This window comes from Magnetospirillum molischianum DSM 120 (assembly GCF_000294655.1).
In the GTDB taxonomy this organism is placed as follows: Bacteria; Pseudomonadota; Alphaproteobacteria; order Rhodospirillales; family Magnetospirillaceae; genus Phaeospirillum; species Phaeospirillum molischianum.
Genome location: NZ_CAHP01000020.1, coordinates 303878 through 324032 on the forward strand (window position 1 = coordinate 303878; position 20155 = coordinate 324032).

Consider the following 20155-nt stretch of genomic DNA (forward strand, 5'->3'; position numbering starts at 1 on the left):
TCCTATCCCGGACCATATTCAAAGCGGAGACTTTATGCGAATATTGCCTGATTAAATTCGGATTAGTGCAGGAGGTTCCCTCACGATGCTGGTTTTTGAGGCATCGACGCGGCGCATGGAGCCGCCGGGACAAGGTATATACTGGCCACCCTTGATCTGACCCGTTGGCCGGTTGGTATAAGTTGACCGCTCGGGTTTAAAGTCCTGTGTGGATGACGTACCATTGCGCACATGGTCTCTCGCCGTCTGCTTCGCTGGATCAGGACTCTTCCTATCGCTTGGCGCATTCCGCTGGTGGTCGCGCTCAACGTGTTTGTCGCCTTGGCGGTGGGGGGGCTAGGCTGGCACGCTGCGAAAGTGACCAGTGACGATATAGACGAATTGCGTCTGGTCCAGCACAGCGCTATTGCGCTGTCCGACATCGATGCCCGCGCCAGCCGTGTCCAGGGTCTGGTGCGGCAATATCTGGCCAATCCCGGCGACGATTTGCTGAAGGAGGCGATGCGGGCGTCCGAGGAATTGTTCGTTCTGATGGGCGATTCTACCGCATCTCCGGTTCCATACAGTGACGATACGGCGGCGATGCACGAAGCAACGCGGCGCTTCGTTGCTGGGTTTCAAAGCCTGAAGGTGGTCAATGCCGACATCTCGCGTCTGTATGAAGCTCAGATTCACCAGAGCATCGGCGAAATTTCAGGTTTGTATGCGATCCTCAACTCGACCGCCCGGACACGGGGCGACGGCGAATTAGCGTCGGCGTTGGTCAAATCGCATGAGAATTTTGTCGGCACGCTGATCGCGGTCAACGCCTTTTCTTTCGATGGCAACATTGCCCGCGCCGATGAGGTTCGTGCCGGGCTGGAACGGATGGTGGTATCGATCCCGGTGCTGACGCGGATTGCCGACAGCGACCTGCAACGCGATGCTCTGGCGATGCTGGCGTTGCGTGCCCGCGCCCTGACCGTCGCGATCGACGAGGTTGCCCATAATTACGAAGAACGCGGACGAATTCTATCCGAGGAATTGGGCCCAAGTCAGGCAACGATGTCGGCGGCAATCGACCGTCTGATCGCCAGTAGCCGCGAACACGAGGAAAACCTGCGTCGGCAGTCGCACGATCAATTGGCCCGGCTGGCGACGGTGGGGGCCGTCAGTGCGGTTGTGCTTCTGGTGCTGGGGGGATGGATCAGCACGATGATCGGCCTTTCGATCCGCCGCCCTTTGCTTGACCTGCGTGAGGTGATGGAGGCCGGGGCAAGGGGCGACTGGAGCCGAGAGGTCGAGGACAGCAACCTCAACGACGAACTGGCGGCAATGGCCCGGACTATTGAGGTGTTTCGCCAACACGCAACCGATAAGAGTCGGCTGGAGAGCGAGCGGGACGAAGCCGAGTCCTACTCCGTCGCTGTCAATCGCGGCACTCTTCACGACCTGCTCGCCCAGATGGAGGCGCATGATTCATCCGGCTCATTCATTCCTCCGCTCGCCGCCGAACCGACAACCGAGGCCGCCGAAATCGCCGCCGCTTTTACCCGCATCCTGGCCAAGTTCCAAACCGCGACCGATGAACGCGATGCCCAGATCCGCGTTCTGACCAAAGCCAGCGAGGAGAACCGCGCCACCGCCAGGGCACGTTCGGACTTTCTCGCCGCCCTGGTCGCCCGATTGCGCCCTCTGCTGGACGGGCTGGGTGCTCAGGCCCGGCCGGTGCTTCATCGGCTTGACGCGGCACTGGACTATTCCCGGCTGGAGAGGGGAGATGTCGTCCCGACGCCCTGCGAGGTCGATCTTGTTACAGTGATCGCCACCGCCATCGCCCGCGCTGAGGATGGGAAAAACCGGATCGAGGCTCGAATCGATCCGGGATTGCCGCCGAAGGTTTGGGCCGATCCGGTTTGGCTGGACCGGCTGCTTGGCCTGCTGCTCGATCACGCTGCTTCCGCCGCTGTGGAGCGTGTCCGTCTGTTCGCCGAAAGGGTCGTGCTGGACGGGACCGTGGCGATGCCGCATCTGCGGGTGTGGGTCGGCAATGACGGGGCAGGGGGCGCGGACTGGGTTGGAACATTGTTGCATCCGACACCGGACTCCGATGCCGGAGATCTTGACCTTGCCCTAATTCGTCTTTTGGTTGAACAGTTGGGCGGGACTATCGGCGGCGATGTCGGCGCCGGGTTGGGCAGTGCGCTCTGGTGCGTTCTGCCGCTGGAACCGATGGCGGGAGGCGTGGAAATCCAGCCCGACCCCGATTGTCTGATCGGGAAGCGAGTTCTGGTGGTCGCGCCCGATGCCGATGAGCGCGGCCTAATCTCTTTAGTTGCCGAACAGGCCGGAGGTGCGGTGGTTCGGGTTCCGGGCGGGCGCGAGGCTCTGGCCGCTTCGGCTCGGGCTGTTGCTACCCGTGCTCCGTTCGATTTGGTCGTTGCCGCCACGCTCGCCATTGAACCCACGCAGTTGGAGCCGCTGGGGATGGTGCCACTGGTTCTGATCGACGATGGCGATCCGCTTCGCCGCCTTGCCCTGGCGGGTGGAGCGGTTTGTCCTGGATTTATCGGTCGGCCGTTGACCCGCGATCAGATTCTGGCTGCCGTCGCCGCGGCCGCGCGTTTCATGCGGTGAATGTCCAGGCGGCCGAACGAAACTCGATGTTTGACCGCGCCTCGTTCGGTCGGTACGCTGCATTACCTTAGGAAGGGTATGGCGGCAATGCCAAAGGATGGTGGCGGCTTGAAACGACCCTCAACCGTCCGCTCGGCTGATCCTCCGGGGCGTCTCGAAGCGGTTCATTTTATTAACGAAGCCCTCAAGGGACCTGCGGCGGCGATCTTTCGCGGTCTGGTCCCTGCTTTTGTCACGATCGGGCGTGACCGCTTCTACGATACCGTGATGGACAGCACCCAATTGTTGAGTGGGTGTTTGCAGATTTTTCAGAGTCAGCGCAGCCGTTTCAGTGCATTGCTTGTCGATGAACAGGGGCGCCAGGTCAATGACGACCGCGTTCGGCTGCGTTGCGGGCGCTCGGTCGAGGACATCGTGGCGATGATTGTCCGAACCCACGCCAAACGCCACTTCCGTTCAGCCTTGGGAGGCGATCCCAACGATCCGGCCTCGCACGCGGGGCAACTTTATCTGGCGATCCGTGATTACCTGTTGCACGACTGGCAGGTACCGCTTGTGCCCCATTACGCTCCGCTGCCGGTCGAGACGGTGCTGCGATTGGGGCCGGGGCTGCTTGACTTGCGCGATGCCGAGGCGGTGCGCACCTTAACACCCTCCGCGCCGGTACCCGTTGCCGCTGTTCCGGTTCCTGTCCCGGAAATTGTTTCTCCGCCTCCGGTGCCAAAGCCCGCTCCGGCTCCGTCGCTTCGGATGGGTGTGGAGGGGGCTGGTCCGGGGCGGCCATCCTCGCCGCAGGAGGAATTCTGGTGGGACGCGCTGACCGACCGTTCCGTTTCGCAAATTATCGGCACCCGGTCGCCGAACGAAATGCGCGAGCTTGTCGCCGCCCTGGCCGGAGTCAACGATTCGGTTCGCTCCGAATTATTTGCCGGTTTGTCGCTGACGACATTCCAGGCCGCGATCTGTCTGGCCACCGCCTATCGGGTGCTGGGACGCAACAGCTTTGCCAATCTGTTCGGGCTGCCCGGCAGGCCCGTTGTCATCGCCACGATCGCCAAGCGGCTGCGCGAGCGAGGCGCTGGGTCGCGGAGCGATCTTAAGACCTTGGCCCGGCTTACCGAGGGCGCGGTGAGAGTGTAATCTGTCGATATCACGATCCCTTAATCAGGAGCGCGACCCGATATGAGCTTCGCCACGTCACGCGACGATCGCTATTTCGAAGATTACCTTCCCGGCTCGGTGCATCGGTGCGGTTCGATCGCGGTCGAGGAAGAAGAAGTGCTCGCCTTTGCCCGGCGCTTCGACCCCCAGATATTCCACATCGACCCCGAAGCTGCGGCGCAGGGACCGTTCGGTGGGCTGATCGCCAGCGGCTGGCACACTGCTGGGCTGATGATGCGGCTGTTGGCCGAGCATTTTCTGACCACGGTGGGAAGTCTTGCCTCGCCGGGAATCGACCAGTTGCGCTGGCTTCGCCCGGTACGGCCGGGCGATGTGCTGTCGGTGACAGTGACGGTGCTTGACGCGGTTCCGTCGCGCTCGAAGCCCGATCGCGGCATCGTTACCTCGGCTATCGAGGTCGTCAACCAACGGACCGAGCCAGTGATGACTCTGACGGCTGTCAACATGATCGCCCGGCGACCAACCGATCAGGGGGACTTGCTTTCCGTTCCGGGGCAGAATATGTGAGTCTCATGACCCAAACGATGACCACCGGCTATCTGGCCGGACAATTGTTGATCGCGATGCCCCAGATGTCCGATCCCCGCTTTGCCCGGACGGTGGTGTATCTGTGCGCCCACAATGCCGAAGGAGCGATGGGACTTGTCGTTAATCGGGCGTTGGGTGGGCTGACCTTTCCGCAATTGCTGGAGCAGCTTGAAATCCCCTCGACGACAGAGTGCGAGGCGATCCGCATTCTGTTCGGCGGTCCGGTCGATGTTGGCCGTGGCTTTGTGCTTCATTCCGACGATTACCTGCACGACAACACGATGCGGGTGGCCGAGGGGGTTGCGTTAACCGCCACCGTCGATGTTCTGCGTGCGATCGCAGAGGGTACCGGCCCCAGTCGGATGTTGTTAGCGCTTGGTTATGCCGGGTGGGGGTCAGGCCAGCTCGACAACGAGATTCGCGACAATGCCTGGTTAACCGCGCCCTCTGATCCCGATCTGCTGTTCGCGCCTGATCTTGATCGCAAATACGAGCAGGCGATCAACAAATTGGGGATCGATGTCGGTCTGCTCTCGGGCGAAGCCGGTCACGCCTGAGCGGTCTCGTTCGCGCTTCATCCCATTATCTTCGCATTCCAGCTATGCAAAAATGTATGCATGGTCGCGTAGAATGAGCGTTTCTCCGTAACGAGATGCGCCTGTATCTCTGTTTCGCCGCAATAAAATGATAAAAATGGCGGGGAAACAGGGGGGATCGATCCAGCATGGTCTGGAGCCATTCCGTTCGCCGTCATTTCGCGTCATGCGGAACGCACTATGCCTATCGCATGGGCGTAAACAATGAAAGGCGAACAATGTCTCATATTTCGGCCGTATCGACCGATCAGAAAACGGGGGGCGCAACGGCGCCGAAGCTTGGGAATCCGGCCGTGATCGGGCTGGCTGGGTTCGGTCTGACGACGATGATGCTTCAGTTCCACAATATCGGCTGGGCCGGAATCGGTCCGGTGATCTGGCTGGGGCTGGTCTTTGGCGGTCTGGCTCAGGTAATTGCCGGTTTGCAGGAACAGAAGACCGGCAACAATTTCGGTTATGTCGCGTTCACGTCCTATGGCTGTTTCTGGATCTCGCTGGCGGCGATGCTGATCGCCAACAAGTTCGATCTGTTCCCGTCCTCGACCGCCGATATCGGCTGGTTCCTGGTCGGCTGGACTCTGTTCACGACGATTTTGTGGGTGGGCTCGCTGCGGATCAGCAAGGCGATGGCCGGGTGCTTCACCACCCTGCTGATCGGTTTCATTCTGCTTGACCTCGCTCATTTCGGCTATCCGCAGATGACCGTCGTTGCTGGTTGGGATCTGTTGGTTTGCGCCGGTCTGGCTTGGTACATGATGGCCAGCATCGTGTTGGGCGACCTGTTCGGCCGCACCGTTCTGCCGGTCGGCAAGCCGGTTCTGTAAAATAATCGGCGGTGACCGCCTCTCATGCCAACCGGCCAATGGGTCAAATCCAGGGTTGGCCGGTATAAGGAAGGGGATGGCCGTGCGGCTATCCCCGATCGCCGCACATCACCACAAAGCTGACATTCTTGTAGCGGCACTCGACCGCGCTCAGTCCCGCCTCGCGCAACCAGTCAAGTTGTGGTGCCAAGGGCGCGCGGCGATCAAAGCTCTGCCGTTCGATTGCGGCGTCGATCTCCACTTGATCAAGGCCGCTGGCGCCGACCCTGTCGCGCCAATGCTGCCAATAGCGCGCTTCCATCGCCGCATCGTCGCCCGAGACTTGATCGGCATTGACGAAGCGCCCGCCGGGCTTCAGCGCACGGGCGCAGGCGGCATAAAGACGGCGTTTGCCATCGTCTTCCAGGTGATGGATCGACAGCGCCGACATCACCACGTCATAGGCCGCGACGTCATCGAGGGCCAAATGGTCCATCGCTCGGAAATGGATCGAATTCGGCCGGTCGGCAAAGCGTGTTCTGGCCCGTTCCAGCATTCCTTCCGACAGGTCGGTCAGGGTGAAATCGGCATCCGGTCGAGCATCGGCCACCAGCGCCGTCAGCAGGCCGGTACCCGCGCCAAGGTCGAGAACACGACCACCGGGGGGTAACGCCTCGGTCACCAGGTCCAGCGCGCTGGAGTAGAATTCGTCGAAGCAGGGGATCAGCCGCCGCCGTCCGGTATCGTAGGACGCCGCGGCTCGGTCGAATACCGCGCCGATGCCGGTTTCCTGCTCTGTCGTGGCCATGGCATTTCGTCCTTCGCGTCCATCCGTGCATGCGGCGGAAGGGTGACTCCGCATGCCAGACCCTGGCAAGGTCTTTCAAAGGCGACACCTTCAACAAAGCGGGGTAGTCTGACCACCGATTTGCCGTCACGAAAGGGAGTTCGCCGTGAAGTTCTTCGTCGATACCGCCGATGTTCAGGAAATCCGCGATCTTGCCGCGACCGGTTTGGTTGACGGCGTTACCACCAATCCGACCCTGATCGCGAAAAGCGGTCGGCGGATTCTCGACGTGATCGCCGAGATCTGCGACATCGTGCCCGGCCCGATTTCGGCCGAAGTCGCCGCTACCGATTACGATACGATGCTGGCCGAAGGGCGCAAGCTGGCGGCGTTGCGCCCCAATGTCGCGGTCAAGGTGCCGTTGACGATGGCGGGTTTGCGCACCTGCAAGACGCTTGCCGACGATGGTGTCAAAGTCAACGTCACCCTGTGTTTCTCGGCCAATCAGGCGATCCTGGCGGCCAAGGCCGGTGCGTCGTTCGTGTCGCCTTTCGTCGGGCGGCTGGACGATGTTGGCCAAGACGGGATGGAGCTGATTGGCGATATCGTTTCGATTTTCGACAATTACCCGCTGTTCCGCACCGAGGTTCTGGCCGCCTCGATCCGCCATCCGATGCATGTGACCGAGGCGGCCCGGCTGGGGGCCCATGTCGTCACCATGCCGCCAGCGGTCCTGCGCCAGATGGTTCAGCATCCCCTGACCGACAAAGGCTTGGCTACCTTCATGGCGGACTGGCAGAAAACTGGTCAGTCGATTTTGTAGTCTTCTGCTTTTCGCTTCGCCCTCACCTTTATATAGTTCCGTTATATGACGGTGAGGGCGATCGATGGACGGAAACGGCGACAGGGTCGAGGCGATAGTGGCGTTGCGTGGCTCGGGCCGCAGTGCGGTCGGGCGCGAGCGCATTCGTCTGCTTGAACAGGTAGTCCAGTTCGGCAGCATTTCGAAGGCGGCTCAGGCAGTCGGTATCAGTTATAAAGGAGCCTGGGAGGCTCTGAACGCAGTCAACAATCTGTTGCCGCGTCCCGCTGTCGTCGCCCAGGCCGGAGGCCGTCACGGTGGCGGCGCTGTCGTTACCGACGATGGACTGGCTCTGATTGCTGCTTTTCACCAGATGGAAACACAATTGGAGCGCGTTGCCGCGTTGTTTTCGGACGATGGCACCACGCTTGACGCTCCGGCGTTGCTCCGTCGTCTGGGGATGAGAACCACCGCCCGCAACACCTTCCGCTGTCGTGTCGAGGAAATCCGTCTGGGCAGAGTGAATGCCGAAGTCGGGCTGCGTTTGACCGATATGGCGACCCTGACGGCCCTGATCACGATCGAAAGTCTGCGCGATCTTGGCATCCGGCTGGGGCAGGATGTGACCGCCCTGGTCACGTCGAGCTTCGTGATGCTGGCCGAAGGCGTGAACGAGCCGAAGGCAACCGCTCGCAACCGTCTGCCCGGTACGGTAGTCCGCCGCACCGATGGCCCGGTCAGTAGCGAAATCTGTCTTGATATCGGTGGAGGCAAGACGATTGCCGCCACCGTGACGCGCGAGTCGGCTGATGCCTTGGCTCTGTTTCCCGGTCGATTCGCCTGGGCTCTGTTCAAAGCGTCGCATGTGATTATCGCCATCGACTGATTCCTGCGCGGAAAAGAGGGTAGTCTGCCCTTAGTCATATTACGCTTTAGGAACAAAGCTGACGAATTCGTTAATAGGTACGGAATCCGTAGGAATGCGTCCGTATCTGGCGACGATTTCTTTTTATCACGTTCATAATAAACGGAATAATCGCTCCAATCGTGCGTTGGCGGCGTCGTCTCTCGTAGGACTGTGGTCTTTGCGTGGAATGTCGAACCGGCTTTACTTTGGCTTTACGTTTACGTAAACGTAAATGGCCGAAAACAGCAAAACGCAGGGAGAGGTTTTGAATGTCCGACGTCGAAGATCGTTTGCGGGATGTGCTGCCCCGTCTCAACCGTCTGGGGGCTGTGGTGCGTTTCGATCTGGGAGGGGACGGCTGTTGGGTGGTCGATGCCCGCTCGCCTCAGCCAACCCTGAGCGAGGGAGATAGCGACGACGATATCGATGCCGCCTGCACAATTCGCTTGTCGGCCGACAATCTGATCAAGCTGATGGAAGGGCGGATGGACCCCATGCTCGGCTATACCCTGGGTAAGCTGAAGGTCACCGGGTCGATGGGCGTTGCGATGAAACTGGTCGGCGCTATCGGCTGAAAAAGCATTTGTTTTTACCGCAAAAGGGTGTGGGGTCGTGCGTTCGGCCCCCCATCCCGCAATCCTGTCTAAACGGTAATAAAACGGGAACATACAGTGCGGAGGGGTGTAGATCTCTCTTACGTTTACGTAAACGTAAAGCTATTGACGCGATGAGGGGAGACGGTTAGCTTTACTCCAATGGCGACGTTAAGATCGCCTCGGGAGGAAAACACACTATGTCTCAGATGATTCGCCGTCAGGCGTGTATGGGGATGCTTGGCCTTATTTCGGCGCTGGCGGCTTCCGCCGACGCCCAGGCCGCAGGGTTTGCGTTGCGTGAGCAGAGCGCCGAAGGGTTGGGCAATGCGTTTGCCGGTTCAACCGCCAAGGCCTACGATCTCAGCACGATTTATTATAATCCGGCGGGGATGACCCGGCTGGAGGGGTCACAGGTGGCCGGTTCGACCACCTACATCATGCCGACCGCCGAGTTCAACGGTCAGGCCAGTCTTCGGAACCGTTCGGTTCGTGGCACCACCGGCGAAGACGCCATCATGGATGCGGCGGTAGGGTCGGTCTATGCGATGTGGGATGCCGATCCGGATCTTAAGGTCGGCTTGGCGGTGACCGCGCCGTATGGTCTGCGCTCACATTACAAACCCGATTGGGTCGGGCGTTATCACGCCTTACAAAGCAATATCACCAACATCAATGCCAATCCGTCTATCGCCTATCGGATCAATCAAAATCTGTCGATCGGCGCGGGGGTTCAGTTCGATTACACCAAGGTAACGCTGTCGCAGGCCTTGAACTTCGGCCTGACAGATGGAAAATCGACGGTTCAGGGTGACGCTATCGGCTATGGCGGCAATTTCGGAGCCTTGTGGGAATTCAGTCCGACATCCCGAATCGGTCTGAATTACCGCTCGCAAATTCAGCACACGATCTCGGGGAAGGCCAAGTTCGAAGGCATTCCGACTCCGTATCTTGCCTCGCCGCGCTTCGCCAACGACAGCGCGTCGGCCAATCTGACTACCCCCGATACAGTGGCGCTGGGCCTTTATCACGAACTATCGCCGCGATGGGCGGTGATGAGCGACGTGCAATGGACCCGCTGGTCCAGCTTCAAAGAATTGCGGGTCAAGTTCGGCAACGGACGCAACGACTCGGTGGTTGACGAAAGCTGGCATGACACTTGGTTCCTGTCGGCGGGCGCGACCTACACGACCGAATCGTCAGGCAAGGTCCATTTCGGTCTCGCCTACGACCAATCGGCGACCGACGACACTCATCGTACCGCTCGGGTTCCCGACTCGAATCGGTACTGGGTCTCGGCCGGGTACACCTATGACCTGACCAATAACAACCAGTTCAATATCGGCTACGCCCATCTGTTTGCCGACAAGGCACCTCTCAACGAATTGGGAACGGCAGAGACCGGCACCCTGACCGGTGAGTATGTCAGTAGCGTCGATATCGTAAGCACAAGCCTTTCAATGAAATTCTAGGCTTTGGCCGGAAGGGGTAAGGGATCGTGAATACCATGATGACGCATTCTCCGACCACCATCCCGACCTCTCCGGTCGCGAACCTGCTGGATCAGGCGGTAGCCCGGTTCTCTGCGCAACCAGCGATCGATTTCCTGGGGCGGCGCACGACCTATGCCGAGTTGGGCGATCTGGTTGACCGGGCCGCACGCGGGTTCCAGCATCTTGGTGTGAAGAAGGGGGTGCGGGTTGGTCTTTGCCTGCCCAACACCCCCTATTTCATCATCTGTTACTACGCGGTGCTGAAGATCGGCGGCATCGTGGTCAATTACAATCCGCTCTATGTCGAGCGCGAGTTGAAGCATCAGATCGAAGATTCGGGCACGACCATCATGGTGACGCTCGATCTGAAGCAGATTTATCCCAAGGTCGCCGCGATGCTGGACGAGACCTGCCTGGAACGGGTGGTGGTTTGTCCGATGAGCGGTATCCTGCCTTCGGTCAAGAGCGTGCTGTTCTCGGTGCTGCGGCGGTCGGAAATGGCCGAGGTTCCCGAGGATCTCCGCCACGTTCCGTATGCCCGGCTGATCGCCAATGACGGCAAGCCCAAGCCGGTGACGATCGTCCCCGAAACCGATGTCGCGGTGCTGCAATATACCGGAGGCACCACCGGCGTGCCGAAGGGGGCGATGCTGACCCACGCCAACCTGACCGCCAATGCCGAGCAATTGCGGCAATGGGTGCCCCAGATACAGTCAGGGCAGGAGCGGATGCTGGGGGTTTTGCCGCTGTTCCATGTCTTTGCGATGACGGTGGTGATGAACCTCGGCATTAGCTTCGGCTGCGAGATCATCTTGCTGCCGCGCTTCGATCTTGAACAGGTTCTGAAGCTGATCGGTAAAAAGAAGCCGACGTTCTTTCCCGGAGTGCCGACGATCTATACCGCGATCAACGGCGCAGCGGCTACCGGGAGCTATGACCTCACCTCGATCCGCATTTGTATCTCGGGGGGCGCTCCGCTGCCGGTCGAGGTGGCGACACGGTTCGAGCATCTGACGGGTTGCCGGGTGGTCGAGGGCTATGGTCTGTCGGAAACCTCTCCGGTGGTAACTTGTAACCCGCTGACTGGCGAAGCCCGAACCGGCTCGATTGGGATGACTCTGCCCGGCACCGTGATCGAGGTGCGCTCTCCCGCCGATCCCGAGACCATCCTGCCGCAGGGCGAGCGTGGCGAGATTTGCGTGCGCGGGCCTCAGGTGATGGCCGGTTACTGGAACCGTCCAGACGATAGCGCTCAGGTCTTCGTCGATGGTGCCTTGCGCACCGGCGATATCGGTTACCGCGATGACGATGGCTATTACTACCTCGTCGATCGGATCAAGGACGTCATCATCTGTGGTGGCTTCAATGTCTATCCGCGGGTGATCGAAGAGGTTCTATACCAGCATCCGGCAGTGGCCGAAGTGGTGGTGATCGGTATTCCCGATCCCTATCGCGGCCAAGCTCCCAAGGCTTTCGTCCGCCTGCGCGAAGGGGTCGTGGCCACGCCGGAAGATCTGCGGACCTTCCTGAGCGGGCAGGTGTCACGCATCGAAATGCCCAAAAGCATCGAATTGCGCGATGAATTGCCCAAGACGATGATCGGCAAGCTGTCCAAACGAGAGCTGGTGGCCGAGGAAAAAGCGCGCGCCGACCGGGACGCCCCACGGCAGAACGCCGTCTGATCCGATAGAGAAAAAGTCTGGAAGATGGCTATGACCATGTCGGCAAACCATGCTATCAGAGCGACGTATAGGGAAGCCTTTGAACCTAAACGTCAACTTATGCACCTATGGATGCAAAACGGTCATGGAAAAACTCTACTCGGTCACCGAGCTGGCGCGCGAACTGGGGGTTACGCCTCGCACTATCCGTTTCTACGAGGATCAGGGGCTGATCCGGCCCCAGCGTGCTGGCAATGCCCGAGTCTATACCCACCGCGATCGCGCCCGGATGATTTTGATCCTGCGCGGCAAGCGTTTGGGCTTCACGTTGCGGGATATCAAGGAGTTTCTCGACCTGTATGTGGTGGACACCACCCAGGTCGGGCAGTTGCGGCTTCTCGTCACCAAGGTCCACGAGCGCATCGCCCAGCTCGAGGATCAGCTTCAGGCGGTTCAGACCTCCTTGAGCGAATTGCGCGATATCGAGCGGATCAGTCTCGAAACCTTGCGCACCAAGGGCGTGGATATCGGTTCCGCCTAGAAAGGGGAGGGCAGCAGGCCGCGCGGCCTCTCCTTTCGACGGCGTTCCTCCAAAAAACCAATCAAGTCCTGGAGACTCGTCGATGAAAAAGGTGGTTGTCGCCGGTTACGTGCGCTCGCCCTTCACTCCGGCTAAGAAGGGGGATCTGGCGTCGGTTCGTCCTGACGATCTTGCTGGGCAGGTGGTCCAAGCTCTTGTCGCCCGTTCAGGGATTCCGGCGGGGGATATCGAGGATCTGCTGCTTGGATGCGCCTTCCCCGAGGGCGAGCAGGGGTTCAACCTTGCCCGTCTGGTCGGCATGATCGCCGATCTGCCCCAATCGGTTGGCGCGGCGACACTCAACCGCTTCTGCGGCTCGTCGATGACGTCGGTACATGTCGCGGTCGGGTCGATCCTGGCCGGGGCAGGAGATGTCTTCGTCTGTGCCGGTGTCGAAAGCATGACCCGCGTGCCGATGATGGGCTTCAATCCGCTGCCGAACCCGGCTCTGGCCGCCCGCTTGCCTGCCGCTTATATCGGAATGGGCGACACCGCCGAGAACGTCGCTGCCCGCTATGGCATCAGCCGTCGTGAACAGGAGGAATTCGCGGTTGTCTCGCACCGCCGTGCCGCCGCCGCCCGAGACGCCGGACGGTTTGAAGCCGAGATCGTGCCGATCACCGGCCGCAAGGGCACCGTCACCGCCGACGGCTGCATCCGCCCCGACACGACGCTGGAAAGTCTGGCCGACCTGAAACCCGCCTTCAACGCCGAGGGTGTCGTAACCGCTGGGACGTCCTCGCCGTTGACCGATGGCGCGTCGGCGGTTCTGGTCTGCTCCGAGGATTATGCCCTCGCCCATGGTCTGGAAATCCTGGCCGCGATCCGAAGCTTCGCGGTGTGCGGCTGCGATCCGGCGGTGATGGGAATCGGCCCGGTCGGCGCCACCCGCAAGGCGCTGTCCCGCGCCGGGATCGAGGTTGGTCAACTGGACGTGATCGAGTTGAACGAAGCCTTCGCCAGCCAGTCGATTGCCTGCATCCGCGATCTCGGCCTGCCAGTGGAAAAGGTCAATCTCGATGGCGGCGCGATCGCGCTCGGCCACCCGCTCGGCGCGACCGGCGCCCGCATCGTCGGTAAGGCGGCATCGTTGCTGAAGCGGGAAAAGGGACGCTTTGCCCTGGCAACCCAATGCATCGGCGGCGGTCAGGGCATCGCCACCATCCTGGAGGCGGTGTAATGGCCAACATCGATAAGGTTGCCGTGATCGGCGCGGGGACCATGGGGGCGGGGATCGCCGCCCAGGTCGCCAATGCCGGAATACCGGTTCTGCTGCTGGACATCGTTCCGGCCGATGCCACCAATCGCAACGCGATTGCCGAAGGCGCGTTGGAGCGGCTGAAGAAGGCCGACCCGGCGGCGTTCATGAGCCGCGATGCCGCCCGGCTGGTCACGCCGGGCAATATCGAGGATCATCTGGCCGCTCTGGCCGAGTGCGACTGGATCGTTGAAGCGGTGATCGAGCGGCTCGACATCAAACAGTCGCTGTACGCCAAGATCGAAGCAGCGCGTAAGCCGGGCAGCGTGGTTTCATCGAACACATCGACGATACCGCTCTCGGCGCTGATTGGCGGTCTGCCAACCACGTTCGCCAGCGATTTCTGCATCACCCATTTCTTCAACCCGCCACGCTACATGCGCTTGCTTGAACTGGTCGGCGGCCCTGCCACCCGGCCCGAGGCGCTGGAAGCGGTTCGTCACTTCGCCGATCACCGTCTGGGCAAAAGCGTGGTCGAGGCCAAGGACCGGCCCGGTTTCATCGCGAATCGGCTGGGTGTCTATTGGCTCCAGGCCGCAGTGATCGAAGCGGTCGAGATGGGGCTGGATATCGAAGACGTCGATGCGATCGTCGGCCGTCCGATGGGGATACCCAAGACTGGCGTGTTTGGGCTGCTCGATCTGGTCGGACTCGATCTGATGCCGCACGTCAACGCCAGTCTGGCAGCAGCGCTGCCCGCCGAGGATCCGTTCCATGCCCTCAACCGGCCGGTGCCGCTGGTCGATAAGCTGATCGCCGAGGGTTATACCGGGCGCAAGGGCAAAGGTGGTTTTTATCGCGTCAACCGCGAGGCCGGGAAGCGCAAGGAAGCGGTCGATCTGGTCACCGGAGCCTTCCGCCCCGCCCGCAAGGCCGATGTCGAGGCGATTGCCGCCGCTGGCCGGTCGCTGACGGCGTTGCTCGATCATGACAGCCCGCACGGCCGCTATGCCTGGCGGGTGCTGGGCCGTACCCTGGCCTATGCCGCTTTTCTGCTGGGCGATGCCGCCGATGAGGTCGAAGCGATCGATGAGGCGATGCGGCTTGGCTACAATTGGAAGCAGGGTCCGTTCCAGTTAATCGACAAAGTTGGTGTCGATTGGCTGGTGTCGCGGCTGGAACGCGAAGGTTGGGCGGTTCCCCCCGCTCTGCGTCTTGCCGCCGGTCGGACCTTCCACCGGATCGAGGCGGGGCGGCGTCAGGTTCTGGGCCTCGACGGCGCTTACCATGATCTGGTCCGTCCCGAGGGGGTCGTTCTGCTAGACGACCTGAAACTGAATCGCCAGCCGGTGCTGAAGAACGGTTCAGCGGCACTCTGGGATATCGGGGATGGGGTTGCCTGCTTCGAATTCACCAGCAAGATGAATTCGATCGACAGCGAGATCATGGACCTGCTGGGCAAGTCGATCCGCCGGGTCAAAAAGGACTTCAAGGCTCTCGTGATCTATAACGAGGGCAGCAACTTCTCGGCCGGGGCCAATCTGGGGTTGGCTTTGTTCGCGGCGAACATTGCGGCGTGGACCGAAATCGAACAGATGGTCACCGCCGGGCAGCAAACCTACCGCGCCCTGAAATACGCGCCGTTCCCGGTGGTCGGCGCTCCGTCGGGGATGGCGTTGGGCGGCGGCTGCGAAATCCTGCTTCATTGCGATGCGGTTCAGGCCCATGCCGAGACCTATGTCGGTCTGGTCGAGGTCGGGGTCGGACTGGTCCCCGGCTGGGGCGGATGCAAGGAAATGCTGTCGCGCTGGTCGAGCCTCGGCAATCTGCCCAAGGGGCCGATGCCCGCCGTGGGCAAGGTGTTCGAAACGGTGGCCGTCGCGACGGTCGCCAAGTCGGCGGCCGAGGCCAAGGAACTGCTGTTCCTCCGGCCCTCCGATGGCGTCACGATGAATCGGGCCCGTTTGCTGGCCGACGCCAAGGCCAAGGCTTTGTCGCTGGTCGAAGGCTATGTCCCGCCCGCGCCGCCGGTGCTGACCCTGCCCGGTCCCAGCGGCAAGGTCGCGCTTGACCTCGCAATCGGTTCGTTGCGCCGTCAAGGCAAGGCGACACCGCATGACGAGGTGGTCAGCGGCGCGCTGGCTGAGGTGCTGACTGGCGGCGATACCGACGTGACCACGCCGCTCGACGAGGAGCAGGTGCTGGAGTTGGAGCGCAGCCGCTTCATGCGACTGGTGCGCCATCCCGGCACGCTGGCCCGGATCGAGACGATGCTGCTCACCGGCAAGCCTCTGCGCAACTGACGGCCTTTCTGACGGATAGGAAGAAACATCATGGCCAGCTATACGGCTCCCCTGCGCGACATGCGCTATGTCCTCTTCGACCTGATGGAAGGCGACGGCCTCGCCAGTCTGCCCGGTTTCGAGGATTTCACCCGCGACCTGATCGACCCGGTTCTCGACGAGGCCGCCAAGATCTGCGAACAAGTCCTTCACCCGATCAATCGCTCCGGCGATGAGGAGGGGTGCGCCTTCGAGAACGGCGTGGTCCGCACGCCGAAGGGTTTCCGCGAAGCCTACACCCTGTTCCGCGAAGGCGGCTGGACCTCGATCTCGTGCGATCCGGCCCATGGCGGTCAGGGATGGCCGAAATCGGTCGGCATCCTGATCGAGGAGATGATTTGCTCGGCCAATCTGTCGTTCGGGATGTATCCCGGCCTGTCGCACGGGGCCTATGTCGCCCTGCACGCTCACGGATCGGACGAACTGAAAGATACTTATCTGCCGAAGCTGGTCGATGGAACCTGGTCGGGAACGATGTGCCTGACTGAGCCGCATTGCGGCACCGATCTCGGTCTGCTCCGCACCAAGGCGATCCCCGAGGGCGATGGCAGCTATAAGATCACCGGCACCAAGATCTTCATCTCGGCCGGTGAGCACGATCTGACCGAAAATATCATTCATCTCGTCCTCGCCCGTCTGCCCGACGCGCCGAAGGGAGTGAAGGGGATCAGCCTGTTCCTGGTGCCAAAATATCGGCTGAAGGAAGACGGCACTCCCGGTGCGTCGAACGGGGTCTCCTGCGGCTCGATCGAGCACAAAATGGGGATCAAGGCGTCCTCGACCTGCGTGATGAATTTCGACGATTCGATTGGTTGGCTGGTCGGCGAGCCCAACAAGGGCATGCGCGCGATGTTCGCGATGATGAACACCGAACGTCTGTCGGTGGGCGTGCAGGGGCTGGGGCTGGCCGAGGCGTCTTATCAGGGCGCGGTGACTTATGCCCGTGAACGTCTCCAAGGCCGTGCGCTGACCGGAGTCAAGCATCCCGACAAGCCCGCCGATCCAATCATCGTTCATCCCGACGTGCGGCGGATGCTGTTGACTCACCGCGCTTATGTCGAGGGAAGCCGGGCGCTGGCCGCCTGGGTCGGTCGGGCGATCGATCACGAGGAACACCATCCCGATCCGGCGGTCCGGGCCGAGGCTGAGGAGTTCGTCGCGTTGATGACGCCGGTGGTCAAAGCATTGCTGACCGATCTCGGCTTTGAGGCAACCAATCTCGGTATGCAGGTGTTCGGTGGCCATGGTTTCATCCGCGAACACGGGATGGAGCAATATGTCCGCGATTGCCGGATTGCCCAGATTTATGAAGGTACCAACGGTATCCAGGCGCTCGATCTGGTCGGGCGCAAACTGCCTGCCCATGCCGGGCGTAATCTGCGCCGCTTCTTCCATCCGGTCTCGGCCTTCATTGAGGCCAAGGTCGAGGACGAGCAGTTGGGCGAGTTCGTGCAGCCGCTGGCCAAGGCCTTCGTCCGTCTCCAGCAGGCCACCGCCCAGGTCGCCCGCGCCGGGATGGCCAACCCCGATGAAGCGGGAGCGGCGGCGACCGATTATCTCCGTCTGCTCGGCCTGACCGCGCTCGGCTATCTGTGGGCGAAGATGGCGGAGATCAGTTTGGCCAAGCTCAACGACGATCCCGATGGCTTCCACCGCGCCAAAGTCGCCACCGCTCGCTTTTATGTCGAGCGGGTGCTGCCCCAGACCAACGCTCTGTTCGCGATGGTTATGGCGGGCGGCAAGTCGATGATGGATTTCGACGAAGCCGCGTTCTAAGCGAAGGGGAGGCGATATTGAACCTTTGGTTGCGATTGCTGGCGGTTCTGATCGCCTCCCTTTTCCGTCCCCGCCTGGGCCTCATCGATCTGTCGGTGCTGCGCTTCCGGGTGTGGCCGCATGATCTCGATGTCAACGTCCACATGAACAACGCCCGCTATCTGGCTCTGATGGATTTGGGGCGGTTGGACATGATCATCCGGGGAAAGCTGTGGCGGACGGTATTGCGCGAACGCTGGCAGCCGGTTCTGGCCGGAAGTGTCGTGCGGTATCGCCGTCCGTTGCGGCCGTTCCAGCGGTTCAGTCTGACCAGTCGGCTGATCGCCTGGGACGACCGTTGGATCTATATGGAACACCGGGTCGAGACGGAGGAGGGACTGTCCTGCCAGGCGCTGATGCGCGGAGCCTTCGTTGGAAAGAACGGGGTGGTGCCGCCATCGAAGGTGATCGAAGCGGCAGGCTTTTCCGGTCCATCTCCCAAAGTCCCGGCCTGGGTCGAATCGTGGCGGGATCTTGATACCGCCTTTGAACAAGCACCGGCGGAACTGCCGGTCGAACAGGGGGAAGCGGCATGAGATCGCTGTCGGGAAAAACGCTGTTCATTACAGGTGCCAGCCGGGGAATCGGCAAGGCCATCGCGTTGAGGGCGGCGCGCGACGGAGCTAACGTCGTCGTTGCCGCGAAGACCGAGACACCGCATGCGCGGCTGCCTGGCACTATTCACGATACCGCCGCCGAGATCGAGGCGTCGGGCGGCCTTGCCCTGGCGGTCAAGGTCGATGTCCGTGACGAGGCGGAGATCGAGGCCGCGGTGGCTCAATCGGTCGAGAGGTTCGGCGGGATCGATATTGTCGTTAACAATGCAAGCGCGATCAGTCTGACCGGCACCGCCGAGACCGAAATGAAGCGCTATGACCTGATGATGTCGATCAACGTGCGCGGCACGTTCGCCGTTACGCGCGCCTGTTTGCCCCATCTGAAGCGAGCCGCCAATCCGCATATTCTGGTGATGGGACCGCCGCCGTCGCTATCGTCGCGCTGGTACGGAGCGCATCCGGCCTACACCATCAGCAAGATGGGGATGAGCCTGTTTGTGCTGGGCTGGGCCGAGGAATTCCGCGAGGCGGGAATCGCCGCCAATGCGCTGTGGCCGCGTACTCTGATCGACACCGCCGCGATGAACATGGTTGGCGCGATCAAACCCGCGCATTGCCGTCGTCCCGAGATCGTCGCCGACGCCGCGCACGCGATCCTGACTCGTCCAGCGCGGGAGTGCACCGGGCGCTTCTTTATCGACGAGGAGGCGCTGGCCGAGGAGGGTGTCACCGATCTGGCGGCTTATGCGGTCGATCCGAACGGGATGCTTTTGACCGATTTGTTCGTAGAGGAATCGTTGCGATGAAAGTCCTGGTCGCGGTCAAACGGGTGGTCGATTACAACGTGAAGGTCCGGGTTAAGTCGGACAAGAGCGGTGTCGAGACCGCCAATATCAAGTTCAGCATGAATCCGTTTGACGAGATCGCGGTCGAGGAGGCGGTGCGGCTGAAAGAAGCGGGCACGGCAACCGAGATCGTCGCGGTCTCGGTCGGCCCGCAGGCGGCAACGGAGACGTTGCGGACGGCTCTGGCGATGGGGGCCGACCGTGGCATCCTGGTTCAGACCGAAGCCGAGATCCAGCCCCTGGCGGTCGCGAAGATCCTGAAATGTCTTGCCGAGAAGGAACAGCCGGGTCTGGTCCTGCTGGGCAAGCAGGCGATCGACGACGATTCGAACCAGACCGGGCAGATGCTGGCGGCGTTGCTGGGGCGCCCGCAGGGTACCTTCGCCTCGAAGCTGGCGGTGGCCGATGGCTCGGTCGCGGTCACGCGCGAGGTCGATGGCGGTTTGGAGACGGTGGCGCTGGAACTTCCGGCGGTGGTGACCGCCGATCTGCGTCTGAACGAGCCGCGTTATGCCAGCCTGCCCAACATCATGAAGGCGAAGAAAAAGCCGATTGAGACGGTCACGCCCGAGGCGCTGGGCGTCGATGTGGCACCGCGTCTGATCACGCTGTCGGTCGAGGAACCGGCGAAGCGTCAGGCCGGGATCAAGGTGGCCGATGTCGCCACCCTGGTCGAGAAGCTGAAGTCCGAAGCGAAGGTGATCTGAGATGAGCGTTCTTGTCCTCGCCGAACACGAAGCCGGGGCGCTGAAGCCCGCGACCCTCAACACCGTCGCCGCCGCCGTCCGGCTGGGGGGCGATGTCCATCTTCTGGTCGCCGGAGCGGGTGTTGCCGCCGTGGCCCAGGTCG

At 61.5% G+C, this 20155-nt stretch carries 18 protein-coding genes and 1 pseudogene; 18 read left to right on the forward strand and 1 reads right to left on the reverse strand.

The window, feature by feature from the left end; all coding sequences use genetic code 11:
- Positions 1–231: 231 nt before the first annotated feature.
- The 5 genes from PHAMO_RS08905 (at position 232) to PHAMO_RS08925 (ending at position 5746) form a co-directional block, all read left to right on the forward strand.
- Positions 232–2616 (forward strand): HAMP domain-containing protein, encoded by a 2385-nt coding sequence (locus PHAMO_RS08905; protein WP_002728567.1) that lies wholly within the window; start codon positions 232–234, stop codon positions 2614–2616.
- A 30-nt stretch (positions 2617–2646) separates the two neighbouring features.
- Positions 2647–3756, forward strand: coding sequence for a hypothetical protein (locus tag PHAMO_RS08910; protein WP_155801624.1), 1110 nt, complete (start codon positions 2647–2649; stop codon positions 3754–3756).
- A 42-nt stretch (positions 3757–3798) separates the two neighbouring features.
- Positions 3799–4305 carry a MaoC family dehydratase gene (locus tag PHAMO_RS08915; protein ID WP_002728569.1) on the forward strand — a complete coding sequence of 169 codons (507 nt, stop codon included), beginning with the start codon at positions 3799–3801 and terminating at the stop codon, positions 4303–4305.
- Between the two features lie 5 nt (positions 4306–4310).
- Positions 4311–4883: a YqgE/AlgH family protein gene (locus PHAMO_RS08920; protein ID WP_002728570.1), complete on the forward strand. Its 573-nt coding sequence runs from the start codon at positions 4311–4313 to the stop codon at positions 4881–4883.
- 257 nt (positions 4884–5140) lie between these two features.
- Positions 5141–5746 carry an acetate uptake transporter gene (locus PHAMO_RS08925; RefSeq protein ID WP_002728571.1) on the forward strand — a complete coding sequence of 202 codons (606 nt, stop codon included), beginning with the start codon at positions 5141–5143 and terminating at the stop codon, positions 5744–5746.
- 88 nt (positions 5747–5834) lie between these two features.
- On the opposite strand, the gene PHAMO_RS08930 is transcribed toward PHAMO_RS08925, so the two are convergent.
- On the reverse strand, positions 5835–6533 hold the full coding sequence (locus PHAMO_RS08930) for a class I SAM-dependent methyltransferase (protein WP_002728572.1): 699 nt from the start codon (positions 6531–6533) through the stop codon (positions 5835–5837).
- A 145-nt stretch (positions 6534–6678) separates the two neighbouring features.
- On the opposite strand from PHAMO_RS08930, the gene fsa reads away from it, so the two are divergent.
- From fsa to PHAMO_RS18985, 13 genes and pseudogenes are all read left to right on the forward strand, one after another.
- Positions 6679–7335 carry a fructose-6-phosphate aldolase gene (gene fsa, locus PHAMO_RS08935; protein ID WP_002728573.1) on the forward strand — a complete coding sequence of 219 codons (657 nt, stop codon included), beginning with the start codon at positions 6679–6681 and terminating at the stop codon, positions 7333–7335.
- Positions 7336–7399: 64 nt separating this feature from the next.
- Positions 7400–8200, forward strand: a complete 801-nt coding sequence (locus PHAMO_RS08940; protein WP_002728574.1) for a TOBE domain-containing protein — start codon at positions 7400–7402, stop codon at positions 8198–8200.
- A gap of 290 nt (positions 8201–8490) precedes the next feature.
- Positions 8491–8796, forward strand: coding sequence for an SCP2 sterol-binding domain-containing protein (locus tag PHAMO_RS08945; protein ID WP_002728575.1), 306 nt, complete (start codon positions 8491–8493; stop codon positions 8794–8796).
- A gap of 218 nt (positions 8797–9014) precedes the next feature.
- On the forward strand, positions 9015–10286 hold the full coding sequence (locus tag PHAMO_RS08950; RefSeq protein ID WP_002728576.1) for an OmpP1/FadL family transporter: 1272 nt from the start codon (positions 9015–9017) through the stop codon (positions 10284–10286).
- 35 nt (positions 10287–10321) lie between these two features.
- Positions 10322–11989, forward strand: coding sequence for a long-chain-fatty-acid--CoA ligase (locus PHAMO_RS08955; RefSeq protein ID WP_002728577.1), 1668 nt, complete (start codon positions 10322–10324; stop codon positions 11987–11989).
- Between the two features lie 124 nt (positions 11990–12113).
- On the forward strand, positions 12114–12509 hold the full coding sequence (locus PHAMO_RS08960; protein WP_002728579.1) for a MerR family transcriptional regulator: 396 nt from the start codon (positions 12114–12116) through the stop codon (positions 12507–12509).
- 82 nt (positions 12510–12591) lie between these two features.
- A complete protein-coding gene (locus PHAMO_RS08965; RefSeq protein WP_002728581.1) occupies positions 12592–13728 on the forward strand; it encodes a thiolase family protein in 1137 nt (378 codons plus the stop codon).
- The gene (locus PHAMO_RS08970) at positions 13728–16049 is read left to right on the forward strand and encodes a 3-hydroxyacyl-CoA dehydrogenase/enoyl-CoA hydratase family protein (protein ID WP_002728583.1); all 2322 of its coding nucleotides are present in this window, start codon (positions 13728–13730) and stop codon (positions 16047–16049) included. The genes PHAMO_RS08965 and PHAMO_RS08970 overlap by 1 nt, the downstream gene beginning before the upstream one ends.
- Before the next feature lie 30 nt (positions 16050–16079).
- Complete coding sequence (locus PHAMO_RS08975; protein WP_002728585.1) at positions 16080–17864, forward strand: acyl-CoA dehydrogenase C-terminal domain-containing protein; 1785 nt, start codon at positions 16080–16082, stop codon at positions 17862–17864.
- 17 nt (positions 17865–17881) lie between these two features.
- On the forward strand, positions 17882–18439 hold the full coding sequence (locus PHAMO_RS08980; protein ID WP_002728587.1) for a thioesterase family protein: 558 nt from the start codon (positions 17882–17884) through the stop codon (positions 18437–18439).
- Positions 18436–19266 carry an SDR family oxidoreductase gene (locus PHAMO_RS08985; RefSeq protein WP_002728589.1) on the forward strand — a complete coding sequence of 277 codons (831 nt, stop codon included), beginning with the start codon at positions 18436–18438 and terminating at the stop codon, positions 19264–19266. Before PHAMO_RS08980 ends, PHAMO_RS08985 begins: the two co-directional genes overlap by 4 nt.
- Complete coding sequence (locus PHAMO_RS08990) at positions 19263–20012, forward strand: electron transfer flavoprotein subunit beta/FixA family protein (RefSeq protein WP_002728591.1); 750 nt, start codon at positions 19263–19265, stop codon at positions 20010–20012. Before PHAMO_RS08985 ends, PHAMO_RS08990 begins: the two co-directional genes overlap by 4 nt.
- A 1-nt stretch (position 20013) precedes the next feature.
- A pseudogene (locus PHAMO_RS18985) lies at positions 20014–20155 on the forward strand (electron transfer flavoprotein subunit alpha/FixB family protein); the annotation flags it as partial.

Bases quoted from the DNA above. Each gene is read 5' to 3' on its own strand.
- PHAMO_RS08905 (WP_002728567.1), top strand. From the start codon at position 232: ATGGTCTCTCGCCGTCTGCTTCGCTGGATCAGGACTCTTCCTATCGCT.
- PHAMO_RS08915 (WP_002728569.1), top strand. From the start codon at position 3,799: ATGAGCTTCGCCACGTCACGCGACGATCGCTATTTCGAAGATTACCTT.
- PHAMO_RS08920 (WP_002728570.1), top strand. From the start codon at position 4,311: ATGACCCAAACGATGACCACCGGCTATCTGGCCGGACAATTGTTGATC.
- PHAMO_RS08925 (WP_002728571.1), top strand. From the start codon at position 5,141: ATGTCTCATATTTCGGCCGTATCGACCGATCAGAAAACGGGGGGCGCA.
- PHAMO_RS08930 (WP_002728572.1), bottom strand. From the start codon at position 6,533: ATGGCCACGACAGAGCAGGAAACCGGCATCGGCGCGGTATTCGACCGA.
- PHAMO_RS08940 (WP_002728574.1), top strand. From the start codon at position 7,400: ATGGACGGAAACGGCGACAGGGTCGAGGCGATAGTGGCGTTGCGTGGC.
- PHAMO_RS08945 (WP_002728575.1), top strand. From the start codon at position 8,491: ATGTCCGACGTCGAAGATCGTTTGCGGGATGTGCTGCCCCGTCTCAAC.
- PHAMO_RS08950 (WP_002728576.1), top strand. From the start codon at position 9,015: ATGTCTCAGATGATTCGCCGTCAGGCGTGTATGGGGATGCTTGGCCTT.
- PHAMO_RS08955 (WP_002728577.1), top strand. From the start codon at position 10,322: ATGATGACGCATTCTCCGACCACCATCCCGACCTCTCCGGTCGCGAAC.
- PHAMO_RS08960 (WP_002728579.1), top strand. From the start codon at position 12,114: ATGGAAAAACTCTACTCGGTCACCGAGCTGGCGCGCGAACTGGGGGTT.
- PHAMO_RS08965 (WP_002728581.1), top strand. From the start codon at position 12,592: ATGAAAAAGGTGGTTGTCGCCGGTTACGTGCGCTCGCCCTTCACTCCG.
- PHAMO_RS08970 (WP_002728583.1), top strand. From the start codon at position 13,728: ATGGCCAACATCGATAAGGTTGCCGTGATCGGCGCGGGGACCATGGGG.
- PHAMO_RS08975 (WP_002728585.1), top strand. From the start codon at position 16,080: ATGGCCAGCTATACGGCTCCCCTGCGCGACATGCGCTATGTCCTCTTC.
- PHAMO_RS08985 (WP_002728589.1), top strand. From the start codon at position 18,436: ATGAGATCGCTGTCGGGAAAAACGCTGTTCATTACAGGTGCCAGCCGG.
- PHAMO_RS08990 (WP_002728591.1), top strand. From the start codon at position 19,263: ATGAAAGTCCTGGTCGCGGTCAAACGGGTGGTCGATTACAACGTGAAG.